This window comes from Humiphilus diazotrophicus (genome assembly GCF_059726315.1).
The window spans coordinates 7,411,448-7,436,967 of sequence record NZ_AP040870.1 but is presented as its reverse complement, the minus strand read 5'-3'; the positions used below and the strand labels follow the sequence as shown (position 1 = coordinate 7,436,967).

The following is a 25,520-nucleotide window of genomic DNA, read 5'->3' as shown; positions in this document are numbered from 1 at the left end:
TCATAGGACTTGAGGCCCAGTCTCATTACTTACAGGCCTGGTTGCGATTTGGATCAGAGCAAACTCCCGGATGCGCCGCAGAGTTTCGTCACCTTTTGTACAATTTGTCTGCACAGAATCGTAGTCAAGGAGCAATCTTGAATCGATCTTTTCGCATCATCGCCGCGCTCTCCCTACTGGCCGCCTCTTCCCTTGCCTATGCGCAATTGGAAGGCGACAAGTTCAATACAGCTACCGGGCAGCACCCCGTCCCGGCTATTCAGAACACGGAAACACCGGCTCAACGCGATGCCCGCATGCAATGGTGGCGGGAAGCCCGCTTCGGCATGTTCATTCATTGGGGTCTGTATTCGATTCCCGCGGGGAGCTGGCAAGGGAAACCCATTCCCGGTATCGGGGAATGGATCATGAATAACGCCTCCATTCCCGTCGCCGATTACAAGGCTCTCGCCTCGCAATTCAATCCCACAGCTTTCAGCGCTCATGACATCGTCGCCTTAGCAAAAGGTGCAGGCATGAAGTACATCGTCATCACCGCTAAACATCACGACGGCTTTGCAATGTTCGATTCCAAAGCCAACTCCTTCAATATCGTCTCAGGAGCACCCTTCCATCGCGATCCCTTAAAGGAACTCGCGGAAGAGTGTCGCAAGCAAGGGATTAAGCTCGGCTTCTACTATTCGCAGGATCAGGATTGGACAGCTCCCGGCGGATCGGCTTATCAAACCGATCATCACGACCGACCCGGCAATCATTGGGACCCAGCGCAGGATGGCGACTTCGCTACCTACCTCCACACCAAAGCCATTCCGCAATTGAAGGAACTGATGACAAACTACGGCGAGTTCCCCGCCGTTATCTGGTTCGATACACCGACCGAAAACATGACGCCGCAACTTGCAGGAGAAGTCGTTTCTCTTCTCAATCAGCATCCGAACCTCATCTGGAATAACCGCCTGGGAGGAAGTTATAAGGGAGACACCGAAACGCCGGAGCAGTACATCCCGGCGAAGGGCTTCCCTGGTCGCGACTGGGAGTCCTGCATGACGATCAACGATACCTGGGGATACAAGTCAGACGACATGAATTTCAAGTCCACCGAAACCCTGCTGAGGAATCTGATCGACATTGCCAGCAAGGGAGGAAACTATCTTCTTAATATCGGTCCGGACTCCAAAGGCGTTGTTCCAGCCGCCGAAGTCGAGCGCCTTCAGGAAGTGGGCAAATGGTTGTCCGTCAATGGTGAAGCGATCTATGATACGCAGCCAACCCTCTTCGGGGATGAGGCCGGAACCCTCAGCAAGACAGAGAAAGATCAGGAGGGGAATCCAAAGTTCATTCCGGCATGGGATTGGCGTTCTACAACCACTGCGGACAAGATCTTTATTGAGATTTTCAAATGGCCCAATGGCACCTTCCATCTCAATAAACTGACTCGCAAGGTCACAAAAGCCTATCTGCTGGCAGATCCAGCACACAAGCCTCTGAAGCTGACACAGAAGGGTAACAATCTCGACATTCAGCTTCCGGCAAAAGCGCTGGATCCAATCGCAACAGTTTTGGTTCTCAAAACCACAAAATAAACAAACGCTCGCAATCCCTCTTCCTGGTTGAAGCATTCCAACATCAACCAGGAAGAGGGGTGAGAACATTGAATGTGCTTTTACTGTCGATTGATTGATTGCTCTTTTTTTCATCAGAGCAAGAGAGAACTGCACTGCACATCGCGGACCATGGATCTGAACTTATGGTATATCTGTAGGGGCGTGACGTCACAGCAAATCTCGGGGATCATCTTCAGGGGCGTAACGAGTTAAGGGAGGGGAAACACAACTTTCCATATCGATAGCAGGACAAAGTTACACTTCAAATTATCGTTAGATTACCAATATGAAAGCCCCCGCTTATCCAGCCTTTGCTGCCCTTCGCTTCACTTCGCTCGCAAAGGTGGGCCACCCATAGATCTATGGCCAAAGATTCTATTCCGCAAACACTTCTGATCAATGGTCAGAATCCGTTAACGCTGCTTCACTCCGCTCTGAGCAAAGGGCTCCATAATCCAGACATGACAGATGCTCATTGTTTAGAGTTAGCACGCAGTATTCGAGTCGTCTTGGCAGAACTTGCTCAGAAGGCAGCAGAAGCAACTAAAGACACAAGGGAAATTCAGAATGCGCTCAGTGTTCTATTGGCGGTTCGAAATACACCCAAGAATCCGGCAGACAAGATTAGAAATGATGCGAAATCTAGCGGGAAGAAGACATGACGTGGCGATTTTGAGAGGCAATACAAGGAGCTACTAACGGACGCAGTGCAGTTGTTGCTCAGCGTCCGCACCTCTATGCCCCAAGAGTGTAGTTCTTGATCATCACTTACTGTGCGGATGTTCGTTTAGTTGCTCCATCTAACGTGTAGCGAACACCTACACCTCTTACCAAAATTCATGGGACCGGCTAAGGTCTATACTTTCCGAACAGACATCAAAGCTCAACAGAAATCTTCCTTTGAGTTTGGCTAAACGCTCAAACAGAGCTTTTCGCTGTTGAGACGAGAGCGGTCCATATCTGCCATTGTCTTTGAACTGCACATAAGGGGGATTCAGATAGAAGAAGCTTTCATGTCCATTGTAGCGGTCGAGAATCGCTTCGAAGTCACGCTGTCCGATCGGGACAGAGAAGAGACGCTCGGCAGTTTTCTGAAGAAAATCGCGTATTTGATCACGGGAATGATTAACAGTGGGAGAGCAAGTTGCAAGCGGAGAGGATAAGAGGAGACGCCATTGCTGGCTGTAACTCCTCTTATTTCGATAACAGTGAATTATTATTCAATAATGATGGGTGTTTGTACCTTGGTACTGACTTCTACAAGGTTTTTGATGCTGGTGTAGATATTGATTTCAGAATGAACACGGAGGGAAACGCAAAGACTATACCGGACTTGCTGGTCATAGCGCCTCATATAGGGCTTTTCTTTCCACCATCCCCCTACCGGATGAACTAAGAGATGATTTCGACGTGCCAGTTCAGCGGCAGATCCGCTCCACATATCTGAGTGGATCGAACCATAATCGCGAATTCTTCCCAGGGTCCAATTATCCGATTCCTCCACTGCCCCTTCATCTTCGTCCTCGGTTTTTATAGCAGCAGAAACGCGAGCGAAAAATGCGTCCCTCGTCTCTCCGGATCGTTGAAGTTTGAACCTCAGCCCGTGAGATTGATACCGATGACGATATTGCCAACCACGTTCCCCAGGATTTGGCTCCACAAAATACGAAAGTGTCACCTTTAACTCAACATCCTTCGCCCCCAAGTTTTGCAATAATTCTTGTGGCCATGGAAGTTCATGAATGTTCATTTGATAAGTGGACACTCGATCATTGGACTTTCTATAAGGGTAAAGGTATTCCTGAGCGACGATGGTTGCATCATTTTTTGCACTACGAATGGCATGCTCAATTCTGGGAACACCATATCCGTAACGTCGTAAGAGAGTGCGCTTGATCTGTTCACTTTTGGCCGAATCAAATGCTGCTTGCATAGAAGAGGTCCACTGCGCCGAGTGCACTATCAATGCCCGTATGGTTTCCGGCCATGCTTTTGGGCGATCAACTAAAATCAATGCCGCAAGACGTGCTGCAAGGCCAGTTGCCGCGCTCGTGTCGCCAAAAGTCTCGATCAACTTAATATTAGGTCTGTAGTGCGTAGTGAGCAGCGAGAGGTCGTCTGCAGCAGTTGTCTTGTCCTTAAGCGACAATAAATTCCCGCCTTCTAGGACGACATCTGGCTTGACAGGCCATTGCTTTTCCCAAATTACGGATGTACAACTTGTCGGAGAAAGATTCCCTACCGGAGCAATTGGAGACCAACCTTTATAAGAATCGTCGGAGACCTGTGTTTTTGTTGTATAAGCACCTACTGTTAGCGCATTCCATGCTTGTGCCGGGTTTTGGATCGGTTCGGTGTCGTTTAGATTCAGATATTCCCTGCTGGTTATAGAGGAAACGTCAATGTTCCCAGCTGACAGTATGATGAGACGGCGGATTGTTTCATCGCCCCAAGCTGCTTTATCTATAGCTGCAGACCAAGAGGATGGCTTACCATTACAGCGCAAGTCTGGAGCAGTTATAGCCATACAGTGAATACGGCGACGCTTAGGTTTCGATACTTCGGGGCGTTCTAGACATTCTGCAGTTATTGCCCCGTATAGTTTAGGATCGTGTTGGCTTCCATCGTGTGGGAGCATCTTTACCGATTCAAGAACATAGCTCATCTCGACCTTTTGCTTTCCGCTCAGAAGGGGGAAAAGATCTCCGTAGAGAGCTAAGCCGGACATTGCCGTACCATGTCCATGCCATGCAGAACTGTCGCCTTTGGGCCAATTAGGGTCGTATAGATGGATATCGCTGTTGGCAACTCCTTCCTTAAGTAGGGGGTGCTCTCTGGTGATACCGCTATCCAATATGCAGACAGCAATATCGTCTGATTTGTTTTTTGTGATTCGTTCGGACAAATCGGAGGTCCAGTCAGCCTGCTCTGCGTTTCCCATTTGGGTAAAAAACGATGGTGTATCTTGTGCCCTGTGAATCTCTGCAACAGCGCCAGAATCGATGACAGCCCTTCCCATCAGTACGCTAGTTCCATAGGCAAGAATAACCTCACGCTCTGGGAAAATTATTTTTTCAGGAGAGAGCTCAATACCTAGCGTGCGTGCTGTTTTTAGAAATTGATCATGATGGCCATTCCTTAACCAAACCTCCCACCATACATTCTGTTTGGTCTTAGGTAATGCTTCAGCTTCGCCAATAAAAACAGAATTGAAACTCCCCAGCGCTATCATCTGTATTCGGGAAACCAAATCTTCGTGCCGAGGGCGGGGATTTTCAGAATTGGTATTCTCTGCGCGGTATTGTTTGATCTTGTCTAAAAAATGTGACTTTGCATGTAAAGGCACATACACCGTCGCAGCATAACCATGATCTTTTTCGTTGCGTACCGATACTAGTTCGATTCTTTTTCGACGATCCTCAAGCTTCTCTACAAATCGCTCAGAACCTGAAGGTAACTGGAATTCTAGATAGAATCCGTCGAGGTTACTTTGCCCTGATTGCTGGCGTACTGAGATGTTTTCATCAAGCTGAGCAAGAGCTTTATTAAGGGAGCTTATAAGATGTTTTGCATGTTTTTCACGATTGACATGAGGCGGAGGGGGTGTCTGCGGTCGAAGTTTGGATGTGTAAAGTTCAGGTTTTGCAGTTTTTTCAATGTATAGGTGAGGGAGGTTACGGTCAAGGTCAGGCATTTATGTTTTCCAGTGGATCAAACTTGCGAGCTGCGATTAATCGTTCTCTCATCGATTCTCTAATATCGTCGGAAGTCACAGAATGGCGATTTGCAAGTATCGCACGTTTCGCCGAATCATCGGCGATTCTGCTGATATCTGCATGACTTAGCCCTTTTGCTTCGTTCGTAAAGGGTTCTAAGTCTAAACGTTTAGGAAGAAATGTCACAAGCCTAGCGGCGAGTATGCGTTGAATAGTCATCTCGTCTGGAAGTTCATATTCCAATACATCATCGAAACGGCGGAACAGAGCATGATCCAACATCCCAGGGTGATTCGTAGCAGCCACGATCAAGCTTTGTGAATCATCCTTTTCCATTAACTGTAAAAAGCTATTAAGGACGCGACGAATCTCACCTACATCATTTAGCTGTGTTCTTTTTGCGCCGAGTGCGTCAAATTCGTCGAATAAATAAACACCTTCGGAGTGAGCAATTGTCTCGAACACGAGCTTGAGTTTTGCAGCTGTCTCGCCCATAAACTTAGTAATTAGTCCTTCCAGCAAAATCGTCGAGAACGGAAGCTTTAGCTCACCTGCGAGCGCAGCTGCGGTCATGGTCTTTCCAGCTCCAGGGGGACCAACAAGCAGAATCTTTCGGCGAGGGCGCAAACCATGGTTTCGGAGACGATCTTGTTGCCGATATTCGAGGAGAATTTGAGATAACCGCTTTTCTATAGCTTCACTGAGCACCATGCTCGACAGGCGAATATCCGAGTTTTCTGTGGAGAGTAGTCCCGAGAGCTCACTCCTGTCTGGAAGAACTAAAACGGGTCTGGGGTCAAATACACTCCCTTTGGTCCGCGCTTTGTCTATCAAATCACGTATCTGCTGGGCAATCTTAATATGCCCCAGACGCGCCTCATGAGCAGCAATTTCCATCGCAACCGACAAGAACTCTTGATCGTCTCGTTGGATGTGACTCTTTAGTAGTGAAACTGTACGGCGCGCGGTACTCATAAAAACAGCATGACATCTGGACGGGCCAACGACAAGTAATCAATGAGGATATGACGTATATCGCCGCCCACAAAGAAACTAAATTGTGCAAATTCTTACACTTGCGCTATTAAACAAGGGAAGGGAGAGCTTTAGGCTATGGTCTCATATGTAAATACGGAAAAAAATAGCGGGTCCTTCCCAGACCTTTGCGTATGCGGGTGACGCGCCACCGCACACATTGCTTGGACCGATGGCAAATTTTAGGCGCGTTTCCGTTTCCTCCATCTGGAGGGTCAGAAAATGGCAGAAGAAAGATTAAAACCGAAGGAAGTTGCTGAAAGATTAGGACTTACGACGCGCCAGCTTCAGAACCTCGTCGAGCGGGGATTGAAAAAACACGGAAATGGCAAGCAAGTTTTTTATATCTGGAGCGAGGTGTTTCCATGGTACCTGGATTACAAGCTCCAGCTTGCCGCGAAAGCCAAATCCACCTCAGTCGAGCACCCAGACCTGGAGCAAGCTCAGGCGAGGAAGTATGAGTTTGAGGCTCAACGGGCCGAACTGAAGCTGGCGAGAGAGCGGGGAGAAGTAGCCGCTATTGCAGACATCGAGCACGCTCTTTCCAGCTGTTTTGCTACTGTCCGGTGTCGACTCCTCTCGATGCCCGCAAAACTGGCTCAAAATTTGGCAAATACCAGCAAACCCGCTCAGGCTAAAGCCATTGTGGAGAATGAGATTCTGGCCATCCTCGGAGAGTTAATCGTGTCGGCTGGAGTCATCCATATTGAGGGCTCTGATGCTGGCGACGTCTCCTGAGGGTAAAGTCTCTCTCGAAATCTGCTTTAGAAACGCCGCCAAAGTTTTTGCTCCACCTCCAAAGCTAACCGTTAGCGAGTGGGCGCGGCTCAATCAAAGCCATCGATAAGTAGATCAACGAAAATGCCAGAAGCGAAGGAAATCCTGTAGACGGTGATCGTGAAATCAAGGAAAACCAGTATGCAAAGATCACGCCCCCTATCACTCCGGCGATAATCGGATACCAGGGAGAGACGATCTGCTGCTGTTCCTCCAGCTCAGACGAGCCGTCTGTTGTCATTCGTCCGGAACTCTGCATATCGAACATATCGATGCCAACCTTTCCCCCTAACTATGACTACCCTGCCTTACATTTCGTCGCAATTCCCTGTTCAACTTTCCATTCGTGCTTAAATATAGCATACTACATAGGGGAGTGAATAGAGATATGTCTGCTATCGAAAGACTAGTTTTTCACGACCACGGTGACTTAGGAATACGGGAATAGCACTCCCCTTCAGGTTCTATTAAAGACCGCGGGAGTAGAATGACACGGTTTTGCGGAGATGCAGTCGAAAGGATCTAGGAAATGGAACAAGAAGCTGTAACGTTTGGGAAACACGCTTTTGACAAAAGGGTTTCTCTCTCGATTCACCGCCCTGTCGCCGTATTGTTTTGGTTTCTTCTTTGCTCTTGTCTTTCGTGCCTCAATAACGCGCACGCACAGTTAGCCTCGAACGCTACAGGCTACAGTCCGGAATGGCAAAAATTGGCGGGAGGCAAAATGGCATTTGAAGTAGCCTCTATCCATTTGGCAGATCCGAACAACTTCCATCCGCCAAACTTCCCATTAAGCATCGACGATTCCTATACATCAGTCCCAGGCAGATTTACAGCGGAGTTTCCAATCACCGTCTATATTCAATTTGCCTACAAACTGGCTTTGTCCCGTGAGCAACAAGAAGCGCTACTTGCACATCTCCCCCAATGGGTTGCAAACGACAGTTTTCGAATCGATGCAAAAGCCGAGGGCAAGCCAACCAAAGACCAGATGCGTCTGATGATGCAAGCCCTGCTAACCGACCGCTTCAAATTGAAGGCTCACTTTGAGAAGAGGGAAACACCGGTTTACGCCCTTATTCTCGAGAATCCTGGAAAGATAGGACCCAAGCTTAAGCCTCATAAGGAAGGACCCGCTTGTGACACCCCTTCCAGCCAACTAGGAGAAACATTCCCTCTTGAATGTGATGTCTATGCCATGAAACGCGCTTCTGCTGGAAACCTTCTTCTGGGATCTCGAAATACAACTCTCGATCTCCTCTCGTCCATGCTGATGACGGTTTCTCCCCTTGCTCGTCCCGTAAACAACCAAACAGGGCTTAGTGGCCGATATGACTTCACCCTGGAATGGGCACCCGACACCTTTGCCTCGGCACCGTCTACTTCTAGCACCAGCCAAGACGTGACAGAAGGTCCCTCTTTTCTCAGTGCAATCAAAGAGCAGCTCGGACTAAAGCTGAAAGCGACAACAGCACCAGTCGATACCCTTATCATCGATCATATTGAACGACCTTCAGAGAACTAGGCCAGATCCACAAGGAATGTCCCGATGGCCCATCTCCGCGAGCAAAGCGAATATTGGGCCATCCCCTTTCACGCTACAGCGATATCATCCCGTATATCTATACATAGGAATCATCCAGGCTAAATGCCTAACGCTGGCTGATCTCCCCAGCCAAAACCCGGCGATTGAATTCGGCAGATTGCCCGCGGGGAACAGTTAGAGGTTTCCAGCTTTTGCTTTGAAAGTGCTTGGCCAATAGCACGATTTGCCCACAGTGATACGTCGAATGAGTAAGCTGACGATTGATGGCTTGCAAGACGGAGTGGGCCTCCCCTCGGATAGTCACCGTCCGTTGTAAATCGTCTTCGGTAAGAGCTTCTATTGTAGAGAAGAGGCATTTCCAGCTATCTTCCCATCCAGAGAGCAGGGCTTCTCTTGTCGACGGAGGATCGACGAATTCCATATCCCGGTTACGATCTGGCTTTTCTCCATCACTCGTCAAAAAATCAGTCCAGCGAGAACGCATGCCGCCACTGATATGTTTCATGATCGTAGCAATACAATTCATTTCTTCATCGAGAGCAAGAAGGAGTTGCTCATCCGTTACTTGCGCTATCGCTCGTTCCGCCAAGTTCTTGTAATAGCGGAGCCATGAGAGAGAATCTTCAATGTAGGAAGTCGTGAACTTCAAAGCCATGTTGGGTCCCTGTATAAAATTGCGATTCGATAATTGAATGCGAAAGCCCACCTTCTTCAGGCAAAGAGGGTATTCTCTCTCAATTAAACGAAAGAGCCTGTCAGAGGATTTCCCTCACCGATATAGACTTGAAGAAGACGGTGACGAGCATTTCTCTCTACCTTAGCAGAACACAAAGGCATATCTGCAGAGGTCCCCGGTCTTTGGCGGACGCTGCGTAAGCTACTGTGACTGGGTCTACATCCTTGAGAAAAGTCTCCAGGAAAATCGACGTTTCCCTTTACATTTCCATGAAACCCTGAAATTTGTCTATCGTCTGGACATTCAAAGCTTTAGAATGGTGCCGCTATCATTTAGCACAAACTTATGTAGTAATTCCAATTAAGGTTTGCGAAACAGAAATCCAGATTGCTCGAATCCATTTGTCTTATGAATAAACGAACCTCGATATGGAATCAGCATTCCCTCAGGAGAAAATGCAATCATGGCACGACATCGGGTGTGGTTTGCCCTAATCCTCAGTATCTTTATCAACAGTTTTGTCTTTGGGCAGAGTGCTCCCGGAAAACCATCCTTTGAGGTTGCAACAATAAGACCGTCTGCGCCTCTCGATATGATGAAGCTGGCAGCGGATGTACAAGCAGGGAAAATGCCTAGATTGGGTGCACATGTCCTTGGCACCCGAGCAGAGTATATTTACATGCCGCTCAACGAGCTAATTGCCCTCGCCTTCGATATCAAGACTTATCAGATTACGGGACCGGAATGGCTAGCCAGCCAGCGTTTCGACATTGTGGCGAAGATGCCAGAAGGATCGACCAAAGACGATGCACCTGCTATGTTGCAGCAGCTACTTATCGACAGGTTCAAGTTGAAAGCTCATCGAGAGACCCAGGAGCACAAAGTACTCGCATTGGTAGTGAATAAACGTCCCCTGCCAATGAAAGAGTCTCCCGCCTCCATGGCTCCAATCGATGAAACGGCCCCCTTAAAGCCAGGGGAGACAAAACTGGATGGACCGGATGGTCCCATGCGCATGATGAAAAATTCCGATGGTTCAGTCACCATCAACATGGGGAAGAAGGGTGTGGTCACGCAGCGGATGGATCTGGAATCCAAAGTGCTTCATCTTGATTCAAGCATGGTAACCATGTCCGGTTTTGCCGATATGCTGACACGAGTGCTACAGATGGGTGGCGACACAAAACGTCAAGTAGTGGATAAGACTGGATTGCAGGGCAATTATCAGGTTGCAATCGATATCTCTCTTGCCGACTTGATGGCGCAAGCGCGAGCAGCGGGAGTCAACATACCGCAAGGACCTTCAACGGATGCCCTTCCCGAACCGGGAGGAGGAGCAACCGTCTTCGCCTCTGTAGAAAAGCTTGGCCTCAAACTGACTCCTGACAAAGCCAACATCCAGCAGCTTATTGTTGAAGGCATCGAGAAAAGCCCTACAGAGAACTAAGAACCTATATATACACATCCCAAGAACGGCTTTTCCGTCAAGGGAAGATGTTCTATGGGATTTCTGCATTCAAGTTGCGAAGCGGGTGGCGGTCAGAAACCGCCACCTCCTGCACAGTCTAGAACGATACTCTTGTTCCAAACTGTAATTGCCTACCGGGATCGGAGTTAGACAAACCGGCCTGATGAGCACGGAATGTTGCTACAGGTGTCGCTCCATTTCCATAGACATTATTCAGAACCACGTAATTGCTGTGGTTGAACAAATTGAAGGCGTCTACGCGAAAGTCGGCGGCAATCCTTTCGCTCAAGCGGACGGTTTTTCCGGCAGAGAGGTCGATGCTCACCTGCTTCGGACCACGGAAGGAATCGCGAGAGAGCCCAACAGGACGGTCAGTCGTATATCCATCGCCGTTGTTATCGACTCCCGTGATTGGATTCACGGGCAATCCGGCGGCAGCTGTAATGACTCCGGTTACGTGTGTCTCGTAGGGCAAGCGGAAGGTTCCATAGCTAACGGAACGATGACGTTGATTGAAGTCCGTCGGCCCATACTCTCCCTGCTTGGGATGGTACCAATCGTTCGGAACTCCCGTGGTAGCCTCGCCCTGAAAGACGCTATAAGTCAATGCCGCAGAATAGATATACGAGGTATTCCAATCGAAGTACCTGCCTGACTTCCGGATCAGATCCACACGCAAAGCATCGTAGGAGGTGGAATTATTGTTGTGAATCTCAATAACATTGTTGACGGCTATACCTTGATACGTCGCAAAGGGACGCACCACATTCTTATTCGTCTGACCGGCTGCTGTGCGAACAAAGTACGGCGCATTCAGATTGATCGAAGAAAACTGTTTGCGGGTAATCCCATGAATGCCATTTACGCTAAGCATCCATCCCCAGCCCAAGCTCTGTTCGATGCCTAAGGTCGTCTGCATGTTATAGGGATTGAGCAGATTGTTCGACATAAGAAACAGATCCCGCTTGCCCAATCCGGTCGAGGGAATCGAAGTGAGGCTGTTCGGAAAAGTCGGAAACCCGGCTTGACCCTTGGTAAAGGTATAAGTCTTGGTTGGGGAATCTACTCCCTGGAGCTGTGCATTCAGGGGAATCTGCAAATACGATTCACCAAAGAAGAAGCCAAAGCCACCACGCAGAATCGTCTTCCCTGTTCCGAGGACGTCATATGCTAGACCAATGCGCGGAGCGATGTTATTCGTATCGCGAGTAAAGCCTTGATATTCGTAGCGTGCACCCATGGTCAAAGTAAGTCCCGGCAAGGCTCTCCAGGTGTCCTGCATAAATCCAGCAACAAAAGAATTCTTTAAACGGACATGGGCAGCACCGAAAGTCTGGGTATAGCTGCTGGGCTGTTCTCCCGCAGTCGGCGCACCAGCAGGAAAGGTATAGGTCCCATAGAGCGTCGTACTTGTATTTATTGCCTGTGTCCGGGTTCCCGCAACACCTGCCGTCAGGCTATGCTTCCCTAAACGCCAGCCTAACTGTTCTTTCAAATCTTCGGTGTTGCTCTGAAGGTGCAAGGAGTTCGATCCGCCCTCGGTACTATATCCGGGACGAGAGATGCCAATCGAGGGCTGATTCGGAGTCAGCACATAGGGCAAGGCATGTACAAACTCAAATTGCAGCGTGTTGATCTTTTCTCCAAAGGTTGAAATCAGCGAGCCCTGTGTCCCAATGGACTGTGTCCGATTCGTCTGTCCGGCGGAGGGCTGCACGATTCCACCCACGCGGTCATTTGGATTATTGCTGAAGCTTCTGTGTCCACTTACACGCAACGTAAGAAGATGTTGATTGGTAAGCTGGCGGTCGAGGCGTCCGAGAGTGTAAAAATCCGATCCCTCCCCCATATAGACCATCGCCTTGGGCGACTGGATATAGGAACCGCGCCGAAAGCTATCTTGCTCGTGCGTTGCAAAGAAGTGCGTCTTGTTATCCAGAAGCGGCCCGCCCAGGCGTCCATAACCGTCGATCATGCGATTTGGCATGCGAACGGTCGAGACAGGAGGAGCCGACTGCAGACCACTCGGACGCCCGAAGAAGGCCATCTCTCCGTGATACTTGGGGCCTCCGGCACGAGAGCTGGTAGCAACAATGCCTGTCGTCGTGCCTCCATAGAGCACATCGTATTGGTTCGTAAGAACCTGCATTTCAGACATCGCCGAGATGGGTAACGCTTGCAGCGGAGCATTGCCATAAACAACTTCATAATTCGTGCTGCCATCGATACTGTATCGCGTAAGCCGGAAGATATCGGCATTGATGTTCAGTCGTGCGCCATTGATTGCATCGCTGCCTAAGCCTGCGGTATTGCGCACCTGCGGATTCAACAAGGTCAGCTTAGTAAGATTGCGTCCATTTTCCGGCAACGCATCCAGTGACCGCCCATCGATGAGTTGCGAAATAACGGGTGCATCTTCAGCAAGAGGTTTTGTCTCACCGTCGATAGTGACTGTCGTATTTACACTATCTACATCCAAGGCAATTTCCAGATTCGATGTCTGCCTGGAGAGCGAATCTAGCGTAATGCGGACTCCACGGAAGCCGGGTGTCTGCACTGAGACATCGAATGGTGGCTGCATGGCGGCGGGAAGCTGTACAGAAAAGGAGCCGTTGGCATCGGCTGTACCCTTAGCCACCTCGCTGGTACCGCTGCCGGCAATAGAGATCTCTGCTCCAGGCAGAACCGAATGATCCAGACGGGTTAATACAGATCCACGAATCTCACGCACGTGTTCGTGCTGGCTCCAGCCGGTGAGGGAAAAAAGAAACAATGCGCAACTGAAAATGGCAAGGGATCTCCCCAGCCGCCAACGCGACAAAAAGAACATAGAACAGCCTCTCTAATTTTTCTCCTCAAGGCAGCTATTCGCTCGAGGAGGTTTATTTAAGCAAGAACAAGTAACAAACTCTCGCTCGAAACTCAGAGCTCGGAAAGTTAATGCAATCGAGTTGCAACATAAAACGACACGTCAGGATACATTCCGTTCAAACTCCCCTATCTCTGAAAAAGCAATTTCACTTCTGTATCAGGTAATCAAGGCCTTCAGCTCTCGCAGAGCTTCTTACTTGCAACAGTGTTGCATCTTAAGAATAGTATAAACCACTGAAGAATCTATTGCCTCATTCAAAATACGACAAGTTCAGTCCTACATCAAGTGCGTATCGCCCGAATTTTGAAAATGGATGAAGGAAATCCCAGGAGAGGATATTCAAGGATTACCGCCGTGGAGGCGTTGCGAAACCTCCACGGCAGCCGGTAGGTAATGTTCTTTTAGCTAAATCGAGATGCTCAGCACATGGTTCAAGCGCTTGACGAAGGTTGCCGGATCTTGCAGGGGCACACCTTCCATCAACAGGGCCTGATCGAGCAGCAACCATGCGGCATCGTTGGCAACTTCATCCTCCTGGCGCGCAAGCAGCTTCTTGATGATCTCGTGATCAGGATTGATCTCCAGCGTCGGCTTGGCGACAGGCAGATCCTTCTGGCCCATGGCTCGAAGCATCTGCTGCATCTTCAACGAGGGCTCTGTCTCGTCGGAGACGATGCAGGAGGGACTATCGGCCAGTCGTACCGAGGCACGAACATCCTTCACTCGATCACCGAGTGTGGTCTTTAGCTTTTCGATCAGAGGCTTAATGGCTTCGGACTTGTCCGGCTCGGTTTCGTCCTTCAGATCCTCGCTCGTAGAAGCCTTATTGACGGCCTTCAGGTCGATCTCGCCGTACTTCTCGATGCCGGAGAAGACAATCTCGTCGATGTCGTCATCGAGAATCAGGACTTCGATGTCCTTTTTCTTGTAGATCTCCAGCAGCGGAGAGGTGCGAAGCAGAGCCTCCGAGCCGCCAGTGAGATAGTAGATGCTCTTCTGCTCCGCCTTCATCCTCGACTTCACTTCGGCAAGGCTGGTAAGGCCGTCCACCTTTGTCGACTTGAAGCGGACGAGCTCAAGCAGCGTCTCACGATTGGCGAAGTCTCCATACAAACCTTCCTTCAGTGGACGGTTGAATTCCTGGATGAACTTCATGTACTGCTCAGGCTGATTTTCGGAGACATTCTTCAGCTCGGTAAGAATCTTCTTCACGCTGGCCGTGCGGATGTTGGTCAGAATCCGGTTCTGCTGCAGAATCTCACGGCTAACATTCAGCGGAAGGTCCTCGCTGTCGATGATTCCACGAACAAAGCGCAGATACTGCGGTAGAAGCTCCTTCGAGTCGTCCATGATAAAGACGCGCTTGACATAGAGCTTGATGCCGACCTTATATTCCGCCTGATAGAGATCGAGCGGAGCCTTTGACGGGATATAGAAGAGTGTTGTGTACTCGAGGCTGCCTTCTGCCTTGGTGTGGAACCAGAAGAGCGGATCGTCCCAATCACCCGAGATCGACTTATAGAACTCCTTGTAGTCCTCGTCCTTCAGCTCGCTCTTCGAACGGCGCCAAAGGGCGCTGGCTGCGTTGACCTGTTCGGTGGTGCGCTTCTTCTCCGACTTCTTCTCGGTCTCGTTCCACTCGCTTTTGTCGTAGGTCATAAAGATCGGGAAAGCGATGTGGTTGGAGTAGCGCTTGACAATCTCCTGCAAACGCCAGCTGTTGGCATACTGGGCGCCTTCTTCGTTGAAGTGCAGCAGCACAGTAGTACCAAAGGAGGAGCGCTCTGCCGGTTCAAGCTCGAAACCGGATTTGCCGTCACTCGTCCAACGGAAGGCCTTTTCCTCGCCAGCTTTACGGGAGACAACCTCGACGCTGTCGGCAACCATGAAGGCGCTATAGAAACCAACGCCGAACTGGCCGATCAGGTTTGAATCCTTCTTGGCGTCTCCGGAGAGTTGCGAGAGGAAATTCTTGGTCCCGGAGCGGGCAATCGTGCCGAGATGTGAAACCAAATCCTCTTCATTCATGCCGATACCGTTATCGGCAATCGTCAAGGTCTTTTTTTCTTCGTCCAGTTCGAGATCGATTCTGGGCTCGAAGGCAAGGCTCTTATAAGCATCGTCGACCAGCGTCAGGTGCCGGAGCTTATCCAACGCGTCGGACGAGTTGGAGATCAGTTCTCTTAAGAAGATCTCCGGGTGCGAATAGAGCGAATGGATGATAAGGTGCAGCAGTTGACTGACTTCAGTCTGAAATTCACGTTTCGACATAGTTATGGTCACCAGTAACAATATAAAACGAGATTTCGGAACCTTGTAAAACAGGCCTGGTACTAAATCCAACTATTTGCAGTACCACAACCAGAGACGCCAGGTATTACGGTAACAACAGGCCCCAAGAATGGGGCATCCAGATTGTTACCACCGGAGCCGGTAATGCCGGTAATACGGCTGTAATGTGTTACTTCCCATCGATTATCTGATTGATAAGACTCTCGAAATCCTGCAATCCGCTCTGCCTGGTCATTCCATAGACTTTGGGATAGGTAATCAGCATCACGATTACACCGTGCATGCAGGCGAAACAGCGGCGCATCTTTCGGTCGATCACCTCCGAAGGTGTCCCCTCAGGAAGAATCTGGCTCAGGTTCTGGCGGATGAAGGCAATGGCGGGTTTGGAAATCTCCGACCGGATCTCCATTGAGGCCTTATCCGGAAGTTCCGTCAAGAAGGCCAGCCGGTAGTGGTGCGGATTCTTTACCGCCAGTTCGATGGTCTGACGCAATGCCTCAATCACACGGGCCCGGGGCGATGGAAGATGACCCAGCTTCTCATTAATCCGTGTCGTCTGGCTCGTATACAGCTCGACGCAAAGATGGGTAATCAGCGAAGCCTTATCCGGAAAGTGGCGGTACATCGCCATCTGCGAGCATCCGGCGACCTCGGCAATACGCCGGATCGAGACGTTCTGGTAGCCCTCGGTCGCAAAAAGCTGGCTGGCAGCCTCGATCACGCGAGCCTTGAGCTCGGCACCGGCCTTGAAACGGGGCCGCTGCTCCTCCACTTGCGTTCGCTGTACCAACTACCGTCCCTCGCGGCGAATCGCCGCAGCCGATTCCCTTCCCCCAGAGCATTTTTCGCAAAGATGCAGACCAAGTCACAGAGGCTTATGCGGCTTTCCGCTAAAGAAAGCCGCTCGCGGCTGTCTTCAGCGTGCCTACACCCATGCGGGAAATGCTCCTTATCCGCCGAAGGCAAATTATACAACTTTCCTGCTATACGACGCACACTATGTGTACGGTGTAAACTATAAAGAATGTTCATTCCCTTTCTGCCGAGTATTCCTGCAAAGGAATCCATTACGTGTGCCTGGAACGATCGCAGGATTGCCCGTGTCTGCAGTTGGATCTTCTGGCTGGGAACCATTTCCCTGCCACTCGGAGCCCAATGTGCCGGGCGACCAGATACGACGAAGGCAGCGGCAGCATGTGTCCAGCAACATCTTGCACCGGAACGGCTGGCCAATTTCGACGCCTCACGCCCCTATCGGCTGGAAGAGTTGATCGACATCGCCGAATCCAACAATCCCCGGACGAAAGAAGCCTGGGAACGGGCACGGCAGGCTGCAAACCGTCTGAATATTGCCCGTGCCGACTACTATCCGGAGCTGGCTTTTCTGGCATTCTTCGGAGACGAGCGTATCGTCAATCCCTTTCCCAAGCCTCTTGCGCCACGCGGCTATACGATGGCCGAAATCCCGACCGTTGCCCCAAAGATAGCGCTCGCTTATACCATCTTCGACTTCGGCAAGCGTGGGAACCAGATTGAGAGCAGCAAGGCCGAGCGCCTAGCAGCCGCAGCAGCCTTTCAACGCGCCAACCAGGACGTGGCCTTCTCCGTGGTACAGAGTTACTACGGTCTTCTTACCGAAGAGCAGCGGCTGGAAGCAGCTCGACAGATTCTAACCACGGCGCAGACCACTGAAGACGCCGCCCAGGCGCAATTGCAGAATGGACGGGCAACGCTTCCCGACGTTCTGAATGCCAAGGCAGCCCGGGCCCAGGCAGCCTACGATCTTGAAGCCGCTATCGGAGCCGCCAGAATTGCCCGAGTAGCCCTGCGTGAGGATCTCGGCGTCGAGCCATCCGATGAGATTGAAATCGCCAAACCGTCTGACGCGCCAATTCCCGCCGAGGTAACAGAATCCGTTCAACAGCTTGTTGCTTCGGCTCTTCAAGACCGCCCCGACCTGGAGCAACTAAGTCAGAAACTACGTTCCAGCGAAGCCGAAATTGGAATCGCCAAAGCGGCTCTACGCCCTGCGCTGCAACTTGAATCGAAGCTAGGACAAACAGCAGTCTGGCCAACCAGCAGCTACGGGCAACTTGGCGCAGCCGATCAAACAACGTGGAATGTGGGAGTTACCTTCCACTGGAGTCTCTTCGACGCCGGGAAGCGCAGAAATGAAGTTGCTCTTGCCGAATCCGAGCACCGCGAACGGCAGGATGAGCTACAGGAGCAGCAAGACCGGATCGCGCGCGAGGTTTGGACGGCTTATCTATCTTTTCGTACCGCGGTACGGCAGCGAGAAGCGGCAGAAAATCTTCTGCAGTCTGCCGAAACCTCGTATAACTCCTCCTTCGAGGCTTACCGGTATGGAGTTAAGAATCTTATCGACGTGGTTACAGCAGAGAAGCAATTAGCAGAGGCGCGGCTGGCTCATGTGCAAGCCTATTCCGCCGTCTGGTTGAGTGCAGTTCGGCTGGAGTACGCAACCGGGCGCCTGTTGCGCCATCGGGAACCACTTACTCGAAGCGCCGCGGCTCGGCCATAGCTAGAAAGAAAGAGATTCATGGCAATCAAGAACTGGAAGCATATCTTATTTATCTCCCCGGCATTCCTGTCCTGTGGATGTTCGCGCGCGCCCAATATCGACATAGCGGGATCGTTCTTCCCTTCCTGGATGATCTGTCTCGCGATAAGCATCGGAGCCGCCATTGCAACACGAGGATTTTTGCAGCGCCGCAATCTGGAGTCGGAAGTTGGAACGTTGACGATCTTCTATCCCGCGATAGTCGTGCTTCTGGCCTGTGTGCTCTGGCTTTTGCTGTTCCGGTGAGAAGAGGAGCGTGTTCGCTTCGGTAAAAGCAAAGCAGGGTGCCCATCTTCACAAGCGAAGCGAGTTAAGGTGGGACGCACAGAAATCTCAATATCGGTATCCGAACAGCATCTGGCTACTTATTGAGTCTCTCCGGTTACCGATATGGATACTTCCGTTTATCCCACCTAACTGGCCGCTTCGCGACCTTGAAGATGGGGCACCCAAAGATCCCTTCTCACGCAAACGATCCTATAAGGAGAAAAGTTTATGCCGCTCAAAAAGACAATCTCGATAGCTGCCGGAACTGCAGCTCTGGCCGTACTTGCGGCAGGACTGGTAGTTCTCCAGGTTAATCGCCATCCGCGCACAGACGACGCCAGCGTTCGTGCCAACTATATTCAGTTTGCTCCCGAGGTCAGCGGACGACTCACGGCTCTCGACGTCAAGGACAATCAATATGTACACAAAGGCGATCTGCTCTTCTCAATCGACCCACGCCCTTATCAATACGCGCTCGAACAGGCCTTGGCCGATCAGCAATTGCTAGAGAAGCAGATTCAGGATGCGCAACGCAAAATTGCCGCGCAGTCGAGTGCCGTTGAAGCTGCCCATGCCGGTCTGCTCAGTTCGAAGACACATGTAACCACCATGCAGGACGCCATCGACGCAGCGCATGCAGCTGCCGAGCGGGCCGAAGCAGCGGCAGGTACAGCAGAAGCGCAGCACAAGCTTGCTTTGAACAATCTGCATCGCCTTGAACCCCTGCTGGCAAAGCAATACGTCACCGTTGAACAAGTAGATGAGATGCGAACCAAAGTTCGCGTCGCCGAGCAGAATGTCGCCGAAGCACAAGCTGCCCTGCACCAGGCAAAGATGCAGGAAGAACAGGCACGCGCACAGCATCGCGAAGCCAGTGTCGGAATCTCAGTCTCTCAGGCACACTTGAACGAAAGTGTTCATACCGTCGATACACTCGACAGCCTGATTGCGCAGCGTCCGATCAAAGAGGCACACGTCGAAAGCGCTCAGCTTGATCTCGAACGCTGCCGCGTCGTCGCTCCCTTTGACGGATACATTACCAACCTGAATATCTCCGAGGGTGAATACGCCAAGCCCGGAGCGCCTATCTTTACCTTGATCGACACGCGCAACTGGTACGTCATCGCCAACTACCGCGAAACATCGCTGAAGCATATCCGTCCCGGATCGCATGCCGATATCTACCTGATGAGCGATCCTCATCGCCGCTTCGACGGATATGTTGAGAGCATAGGCTATGGTGTCACCCCTGACGAGTCGAACCTGAGTAACGGGCTGCCGCAGATCAATCACACCCTGAACTGGGTTCATCTCTCGGCTCGCTTCCCTGTTCGTGTGAAGATTCAGCATCCCGATCCGCAGCTCTTCCGCATCGGCGAAACAGCCATCAGCGTTGTGAGATAAGAGACGATGAATAGCAGAATCAATGCTCGTGTGCCGCTCTATGAATTAATCCGGCAAGAGCTGTTGCCTTACCACGGACGAATGGCCGGGGCGTTGCGGACGACTCTGGCCGTCACGTGCACCATCATCGCCATGATGATTCTGCGGACTCCGGCAGTCGCGCCCGGAGCATATCTGATTTACATCATCTCGTATGAGACTCCGTATCTAACCTTTATCTCGGGACTCTATGCAATTGTTTTTCAGTGCGTGGGCGTAGCGGCGGCACTCCTGCTGGTCATCCTGACGGACAATTCGGGGATGGGGCGGGTTCTGGGAACAGCGCTCTTCAGTTTTGTCGCCGCCTTTCTGCTAAAGACAATGCGCCGTCGAGGAGGAATGGACTTCGGAGTCTTCTCGCTCATTACGCTTTCTTTCTGGGACTTGAAGACCCCGGCCGACGAGTTAGTCAAAGCCTCCATGTGGCCCGTTGCCACCGGCGCATTGGGAGTTGCTTTTGCCGTGGCCATCGAATATGTCTTCGCCAGCAGAGATCCCTTCTATGCACTGCATCGCGAGTATCAGGCAAGACTGGAGGCAATCGAAAACTTCCTTCGGGCCTACAGCGAGGAAGAGGGACACCCCAATCTGCAGCTCTCGTCGAAGGAAGTTATCCGCCTCTCTTTCGCCGGACAGGGGCGAATGCTCGCACTCATTCGCGAGATCAGTACACGCAGAGAAGGCGCAGATGCTTACGTAGAAGATCTGCCGATACTTCTGCCTCATCTCTTCCGCCTGCTCGACCTGACGGCAAGTCTCGCTATGGAAGAGCACCGTGAACTCAGCACCGGGCATAAGGCACGCATCAAGCAGATAGCCGATGCCTGCGCCCAAATTCGCGAAAAGCCCTTTCAGCATCTGGAGCTGAAATTCAGTGAAAGCGCGGATGAATCCGAGCTCCTGGGCCTAATCGAGCAATCGCTGACAGCACTCGCTGAAGTAGAACCGACGCAGCCTATTGCCTGGGAGAGCAAAGCGCGTGGAAGCAAACAGACCGCGCCCTCGTGGTTTGTTCCCGATGCGTGGACGAATCCTGCCTATGTTATCTTCAGCCTGAAGATAGCCCTATGTGCCACCATCGGTTACATCATTTATATGGCCATGAATTGGCCGGGGATCTCGACTGTTGTCCTTACCGTTCTCATCGTAGGACTCAGCAATACAGGAGCAATCAGTCAGAAGCTGATCTTCCGTCTGACGGGCTCGACCTTAGGTGGAGTCGTCTTCGGTATTGGATCGATTATCTTTCTCTTCCCATACATGGACTCCGCTACGTCGCTCAGCTTGCTCGTCGCAGCCGTGGCATTTACAGCGGCCTGGCTCGCACGTGCTCCACACTTCTCCTATATCGGTCTGCAAATCGCCTTCTCTTTCTTTATTGTTGCCTTCGAAACCTTCTCTGCTCCAACCGATATGGTTCCAGGCAGAGATCGTATCCTTGGTATTGGCCTTGCCCTGCTGCTGGTATGGGTGGTCTTCATCGAGATTGCTCCAGTGAGAACCGTCGATGAAATGCGAAAGGCACTATCGAAGGTTCTCTCTACCGAAGCAGATCTACTTTCTCTGGCCGCAACGGAACCGGAGCAATTCAAACATCAGCGTTCAAAGTTGCGTGAAAGTATCGCTCGGCAGATGGTCAGCCTCCGCACAATGGCCGAGACAGTCCCTTACGAGATCGGAACCCGGCGGCAATTGGATCAACAGATCGGTGACGAATTGCTCGAAGCCGCACTTTCAGCCGGGAATCTCTTTCTCACGCTGGAAACCTGGATGCATCACCAGACCGCAGAGGAAACTTCCCAGGTGCAAAAGGAGATTGCAGAAGAGCTATCACACTGGGCCAAGCGGCTAAACACTAAAGAGCCTTGCTCAGCGGAAACGCAGCTTCCAATAGAGTTTGGAGCCGACTATAACGGTTCGACAGGCAAGATCCTCAGCTCCTATGAACGTCTGCACCGTCAGCTGTCGATGCTTTGCACTCCGAGAGAAGCCTCGTAAGCAACAAAGGGTACCGCCGGACTCCAGGCCGGCTGTCGTGGAGGGTCTCCAGGCCCTCCACCCGGGAAGAAAGAGTATTACCGCGACATTACTTGTCTCACGCTGCTTCGCTTGTGTGGGCGAGGACGCCCACACGACAGCCGGCCTGGAGTCCGGCGGTACCTTATGGTACGAACTGGGCAAGTACAGAAAGGAGATGCTCTGGCTCGGCTACCGATATCGAAGCTTTTGTCCGTCCCACCTTAACTCGCTTCGCTCGTGAAGATGGGGCACCCCAGATTTTTTTGCAAATCTATTCCTCCGGTTACCGATACCGGATCGATCTTCAACCTGAAAATTATCTCTCCGCTGTCTCGATTGCTCGTATAGAAGCGACCCCAAGCGAAGTGAGGACTTCGTCCGGACGCTCTTCGAAATACAGAATTGCCGATTTCGCTTCCCCGCGGTTATAAATCCAAACTCCGGAAGCGATCAAGACAAAGCCTGCAAACATCCAAGCGAACTTGCCAACATCCTGTAAAGAAGCAAGCTCAGCCTTTGCACAAGTGAACGACAGAATGTACAGCAAAAACAATCCAGCCCAGAACACAAACTGAATATTCACCTTCCCCGGTAAATAGGAGCAGGTAAAGGGTACTTTATAGAGACCGATCAAACTCAGTTCGACAAAGAACCACCCAAGCATGGCAACAATTGCAAGGTGCTCCGCCACTGGAAGAACGGGCCTGACCGGATATGCTAAAGCAGCCGAGAGCAGCAGCACAGGAAGCACCGCAAACAACAGCAGAGATCTCCTTGTTGCAGCGATATATTTCTCCGAGGGACTTAGCTGTGTAATCCGCCACACCCAATTCGCTGTAAGCGAAATCGGCAACGAGAAGACACTTCGTAAACCGAAAATAGCGAAAGCCATCATCATGATCGTTGCAATCAAATAGCTGGGGGGCAATGGCATTGGACTCTTCGCAAGCAAGCCATTCTTAAGCAAAGAAAGAGCAATCGCAAAGACCAGCGCGAGATAAAAAGCAAAGGCCACGCGGTGATGGCGACTACGCGTAAGCGAGCGAAGGCTAAAGAACAGAATCGCAGTTCCCAGTGCAGGACCAAGGCGCAGAGACCCAAACCAGCCTCTGCCTGAAGGAAGCAAATCCGGCTCTTCAACGGTCTTCTTCATCGTCCGCAGATAACAGAGCAGCAAGGAAACAGTAGCGCCTAGAACAGAAACACCCAGCCCCATCCATGCACGCCAAGCCATCCAGGCAAGCGAGGAAGGCCAGTTCCCCTCGATTTGATTCATCAGAGCAAAGAACCATAGAGAAGGCGAATAGGCCACCCAAACGTGATTAGAGGGAAGCATCATCGCCGCAGGAGTCAGCAAGCGCGGCTGGAGAAAATACACAGCCAGAGTGAGAGCAAAAGCAATCAATTGTAGAGCGGCTGAGAGACGAAGGAAGAGACGTCGCGGCAATAGTAGAGAAGTAATGCCCTGCACGGTCAGTACCGTAAAGTAAAGAAAGAGGCTCGAACCAATCATAGCCACCCAGTAAGCAGCCGACGACTGAAAGAAGCCCCAACCCGAACGATGCAGCTCACCCAAGATCGAAGCAAACATCAGCCCTGGAGCAAGATTCAACGCAAGAACGGCTAAACCCAATAACGCAGCCGAGGAAGAAATCTTCGCCATGAGAATTGTCCGCGGTTTCACAGGCAAGGGAGCAAGTACCATTACATCGCGGCGGTCCGGAAAAGTTGCATCCCAACTGACGACGACAATCAGGCCTGCGACCAGCACCATAGTCTTCGTCAGATATTGCTCAATCTGCCAGCCAGCGCGGGCCACCAGACTCCAGATAATAAGCGTATGAATCAGGCTGAGCATAATCAAGACACCGGCAAACTGGCCAAGGAAACGAGGGACATCCGCTTCGACAGACAGCGCCTCAAGATCGATTACGCGCAGAAGAAACTGCCGCAAGAGAATGCGATAGTGAAGAGGAAAGAGTTCCGCCAGCTTAGGCATGGATCAGATCCGCAATCTGCCGCGCCAGAGTATTCGAGTCCTGCTCGACGGCCAGCTGTGAGAAGATTGCCTCCAACGTCGGCAATTCCATCAGCGAACGCAAATCGGCAATGGAATCGTCGGCAACGATCTTTCCATGATGAAGAATTACTACGCGCGAACAGACACGTTCGACAGTATCCAGCTCATGAGAACTGAATAACACCACCTTGCCACGTGAAGCCAACTCCTGAATCAGGCTGCGCAACACGAGCGCCGATCCGACATCGAGGCCCGAGAAAGGCTCATCTAGCAGAACCAGCTCAGGATTGTGCAGTAGTGCCGCCGCAATCAGAACCTTCTGCCGCATCCCCTTCGAGTAACCGGAGATGGAAGCGTGACGGTCTTCATAGAGCGAAAGCAAACGCAGCAACCCGTCAATCCGCTCCGAACTTTCCCTCGCTGGGAGATTCCGAAGCTGCGACACCATCGTCAGATATTCCACGCCGGAGAGATGCGTATATAGATGCGGCTCTTCCGGCACATAGCCCATCCGGGATTTATAGCCAGCCAGATCGTCTTCTATCTTCCGACCATCGAAAAAGATATGCCCTGTGGTCCTTTCGATCAGAGCCGTGATCATCTTCATCGTTGTCGACTTTCCCGAGCCATTCGGCCCCAGATAGCCCAACACTTCTCCCGGTGCTGCTGAAAAACTGACATTGTTGACGACAGGAATACCAACGTAGTGTTTTGAAACATGGCGGAGTTCAAGCATGCTGCCCCTGCCTTTCGTCGGCCTCAGGATCGAAGTATTGCCGATGAAAGTCGACACCCCTATGTAGCATTCAATATAGCAGGGCGTCAAGTAGATCTCTACATAGGGGTGTTCAGGCTTCAGGAGTATCTGTTTCTTGTGCCAAATCCACTAACCGATGCAATTGTTCAGGCCCATCGTCTTTCCCGTTTGCGCGGGCAAGACCACCACAATTTCTGTGCATGTCGGTTCGGTAAACGCGTTGGCTATGCCGACTTGGTATCTAGCTCTATGGAGATCGAAGTTTCCATGCTCGACACAGTCCAGAATGGACATCTTCCGATAGCGCAGAGACGGTGAGCTTTGCAGGCTGATTGTGTCTGCTTCCTGATCTTCTTGGTAATACTAAAAGTCGTTATAGAGGAAATTCGAAGGTGGCAGGATGCAGCATAGACGAAAGAGCCTCGGAAAATCCGGGGCTCTTTCTAT

General features: G+C 51.2%; 19 protein-coding genes. 9 read left to right on the top strand and 10 right to left on the bottom strand.

Going from position 1 to position 25,520, the window contains the following annotated elements; translation table 11 throughout:
* Positions 1-137 precede the first annotated feature (137 nt).
* The gene (locus AC6I7T_RS29750; RefSeq protein WP_497791486.1) at positions 138-1,583 is read left to right on the top strand and encodes an alpha-L-fucosidase; all 1,446 of its coding nucleotides are present in this window, start codon (positions 138-140) and stop codon (positions 1,581-1,583) included.
* A gap of 383 nt (positions 1,584-1,966) precedes the next feature.
* A complete protein-coding gene (locus AC6I7T_RS29745; protein WP_497791485.1) occupies positions 1,967-2,266 on the top strand; it encodes a hypothetical protein in 300 nt (99 codons plus the stop codon).
* A gap of 554 nt (positions 2,267-2,820) precedes the next feature.
* On the opposite strand, the gene AC6I7T_RS29740 is transcribed toward AC6I7T_RS29745, so the two are convergent.
* The gene (locus tag AC6I7T_RS29740) at positions 2,821-5,298 is read right to left on the bottom strand and encodes a S8 family peptidase (RefSeq protein WP_497791484.1); all 2,478 of its coding nucleotides are present in this window, start codon (positions 5,296-5,298) and stop codon (positions 2,821-2,823) included.
* Entirely contained in the window at positions 5,291-6,295 is a 1,005-nt protein-coding gene (locus tag AC6I7T_RS29735; RefSeq protein WP_497791483.1) for an AAA family ATPase, read from the bottom strand. The genes AC6I7T_RS29740 and AC6I7T_RS29735 overlap by 8 nt, the downstream gene beginning before the upstream one ends.
* Before the next feature lie 282 nt (positions 6,296-6,577).
* Here AC6I7T_RS29735 and AC6I7T_RS29730 point away from each other — a divergent pair, with 282 nt between their 5' ends.
* Positions 6,578-7,093, top strand: a complete 516-nt coding sequence (locus AC6I7T_RS29730; RefSeq protein WP_497791482.1) for a DUF1441 family protein — start codon at positions 6,578-6,580, stop codon at positions 7,091-7,093.
* 64 nt (positions 7,094-7,157) lie between these two features.
* Here the strand turns inward: AC6I7T_RS29730 and AC6I7T_RS29725 are convergent, their stop codons facing one another.
* On the bottom strand, positions 7,158-7,400 hold the full coding sequence (locus tag AC6I7T_RS29725; protein ID WP_497791481.1) for a hypothetical protein: 243 nt from the start codon (positions 7,398-7,400) through the stop codon (positions 7,158-7,160).
* A 456-nt stretch (positions 7,401-7,856) separates the two neighbouring features.
* Here AC6I7T_RS29725 and AC6I7T_RS29720 point away from each other — a divergent pair, with 456 nt between their 5' ends.
* Positions 7,857-8,657 carry a TIGR03435 family protein gene (locus tag AC6I7T_RS29720; RefSeq protein WP_497791480.1) on the top strand — a complete coding sequence of 267 codons (801 nt, stop codon included), beginning with the start codon at positions 7,857-7,859 and terminating at the stop codon, positions 8,655-8,657.
* 127 nt (positions 8,658-8,784) lie between these two features.
* Here the strand turns inward: AC6I7T_RS29720 and AC6I7T_RS29715 are convergent, their stop codons facing one another.
* Positions 8,785-9,333 (bottom strand): DUF1572 family protein, encoded by a 549-nt coding sequence (locus AC6I7T_RS29715; RefSeq protein ID WP_497791479.1) that lies wholly within the window; start codon positions 9,331-9,333, stop codon positions 8,785-8,787.
* Positions 9,334-9,817: 484 nt separating this feature from the next.
* On the opposite strand from AC6I7T_RS29715, the gene AC6I7T_RS29710 reads away from it, so the two are divergent.
* Positions 9,818-10,801: a TIGR03435 family protein gene (locus tag AC6I7T_RS29710; RefSeq protein ID WP_497791478.1), complete on the top strand. Its 984-nt coding sequence runs from the start codon at positions 9,818-9,820 to the stop codon at positions 10,799-10,801.
* A gap of 118 nt (positions 10,802-10,919) precedes the next feature.
* On the opposite strand, the gene AC6I7T_RS29705 is transcribed toward AC6I7T_RS29710, so the two are convergent.
* The 3 genes from AC6I7T_RS29705 to AC6I7T_RS29695 form a co-directional block, all read right to left on the bottom strand.
* Entirely contained in the window at positions 10,920-13,553 is a 2,634-nt protein-coding gene (locus tag AC6I7T_RS29705; protein ID WP_497791477.1) for a TonB-dependent receptor, read from the bottom strand.
* Positions 13,554-14,099: 546 nt separating this feature from the next.
* Positions 14,100-15,965, bottom strand: a complete 1,866-nt coding sequence (gene htpG / locus AC6I7T_RS29700; RefSeq protein WP_497791476.1) for a molecular chaperone HtpG — start codon at positions 15,963-15,965, stop codon at positions 14,100-14,102.
* Positions 15,966-16,155: 190 nt separating this feature from the next.
* Positions 16,156-16,776 carry a TetR/AcrR family transcriptional regulator gene (locus tag AC6I7T_RS29695; RefSeq protein WP_497791475.1) on the bottom strand — a complete coding sequence of 207 codons (621 nt, stop codon included), beginning with the start codon at positions 16,774-16,776 and terminating at the stop codon, positions 16,156-16,158.
* Positions 16,777-17,010: 234 nt separating this feature from the next.
* Here AC6I7T_RS29695 and AC6I7T_RS29690 point away from each other — a divergent pair, with 234 nt between their 5' ends.
* The 4 genes from AC6I7T_RS29690 (at position 17,011) to AC6I7T_RS29675 (ending at position 22,275) form a co-directional block, all read left to right on the top strand.
* Positions 17,011-18,528, top strand: coding sequence for a TolC family protein (locus AC6I7T_RS29690; protein ID WP_497791474.1), 1,518 nt, complete (start codon positions 17,011-17,013; stop codon positions 18,526-18,528).
* 18 nt (positions 18,529-18,546) lie between these two features.
* Positions 18,547-18,813, top strand: a complete 267-nt coding sequence (locus AC6I7T_RS29685; RefSeq protein ID WP_497791472.1) for a YtcA family lipoprotein — start codon at positions 18,547-18,549, stop codon at positions 18,811-18,813.
* A 249-nt stretch (positions 18,814-19,062) separates the two neighbouring features.
* Positions 19,063-20,238 (top strand): HlyD family secretion protein, encoded by a 1,176-nt coding sequence (locus AC6I7T_RS29680; RefSeq protein WP_497791471.1) that lies wholly within the window; start codon positions 19,063-19,065, stop codon positions 20,236-20,238.
* A gap of 6 nt (positions 20,239-20,244) precedes the next feature.
* On the top strand, positions 20,245-22,275 hold the full coding sequence (locus tag AC6I7T_RS29675; RefSeq protein WP_497791470.1) for an FUSC family protein: 2,031 nt from the start codon (positions 20,245-20,247) through the stop codon (positions 22,273-22,275).
* A 337-nt stretch (positions 22,276-22,612) separates the two neighbouring features.
* Here the strand turns inward: AC6I7T_RS29675 and AC6I7T_RS29670 are convergent, their stop codons facing one another.
* The 3 genes from AC6I7T_RS29670 to AC6I7T_RS29660 all read right to left on the bottom strand — a co-directional run bounded on the left by AC6I7T_RS29670 (position 22,613) and on the right by AC6I7T_RS29660 (position 25,367).
* Complete coding sequence (locus tag AC6I7T_RS29670; RefSeq protein WP_497791469.1) at positions 22,613-24,295, bottom strand: hypothetical protein; 1,683 nt, start codon at positions 24,293-24,295, stop codon at positions 22,613-22,615.
* Positions 24,288-25,052: an ABC transporter ATP-binding protein gene (locus AC6I7T_RS29665; RefSeq protein ID WP_497791468.1), complete on the bottom strand. Its 765-nt coding sequence runs from the start codon at positions 25,050-25,052 to the stop codon at positions 24,288-24,290. Before AC6I7T_RS29665 ends, AC6I7T_RS29670 begins: the two co-directional genes overlap by 8 nt.
* Positions 25,053-25,202: 150 nt before the next feature.
* Positions 25,203-25,367 carry a phage terminase large subunit family protein gene (locus AC6I7T_RS29660; RefSeq protein WP_497791467.1) on the bottom strand — a complete coding sequence of 55 codons (165 nt, stop codon included), beginning with the start codon at positions 25,365-25,367 and terminating at the stop codon, positions 25,203-25,205.
* Positions 25,368-25,520 lie beyond the last annotated feature (153 nt).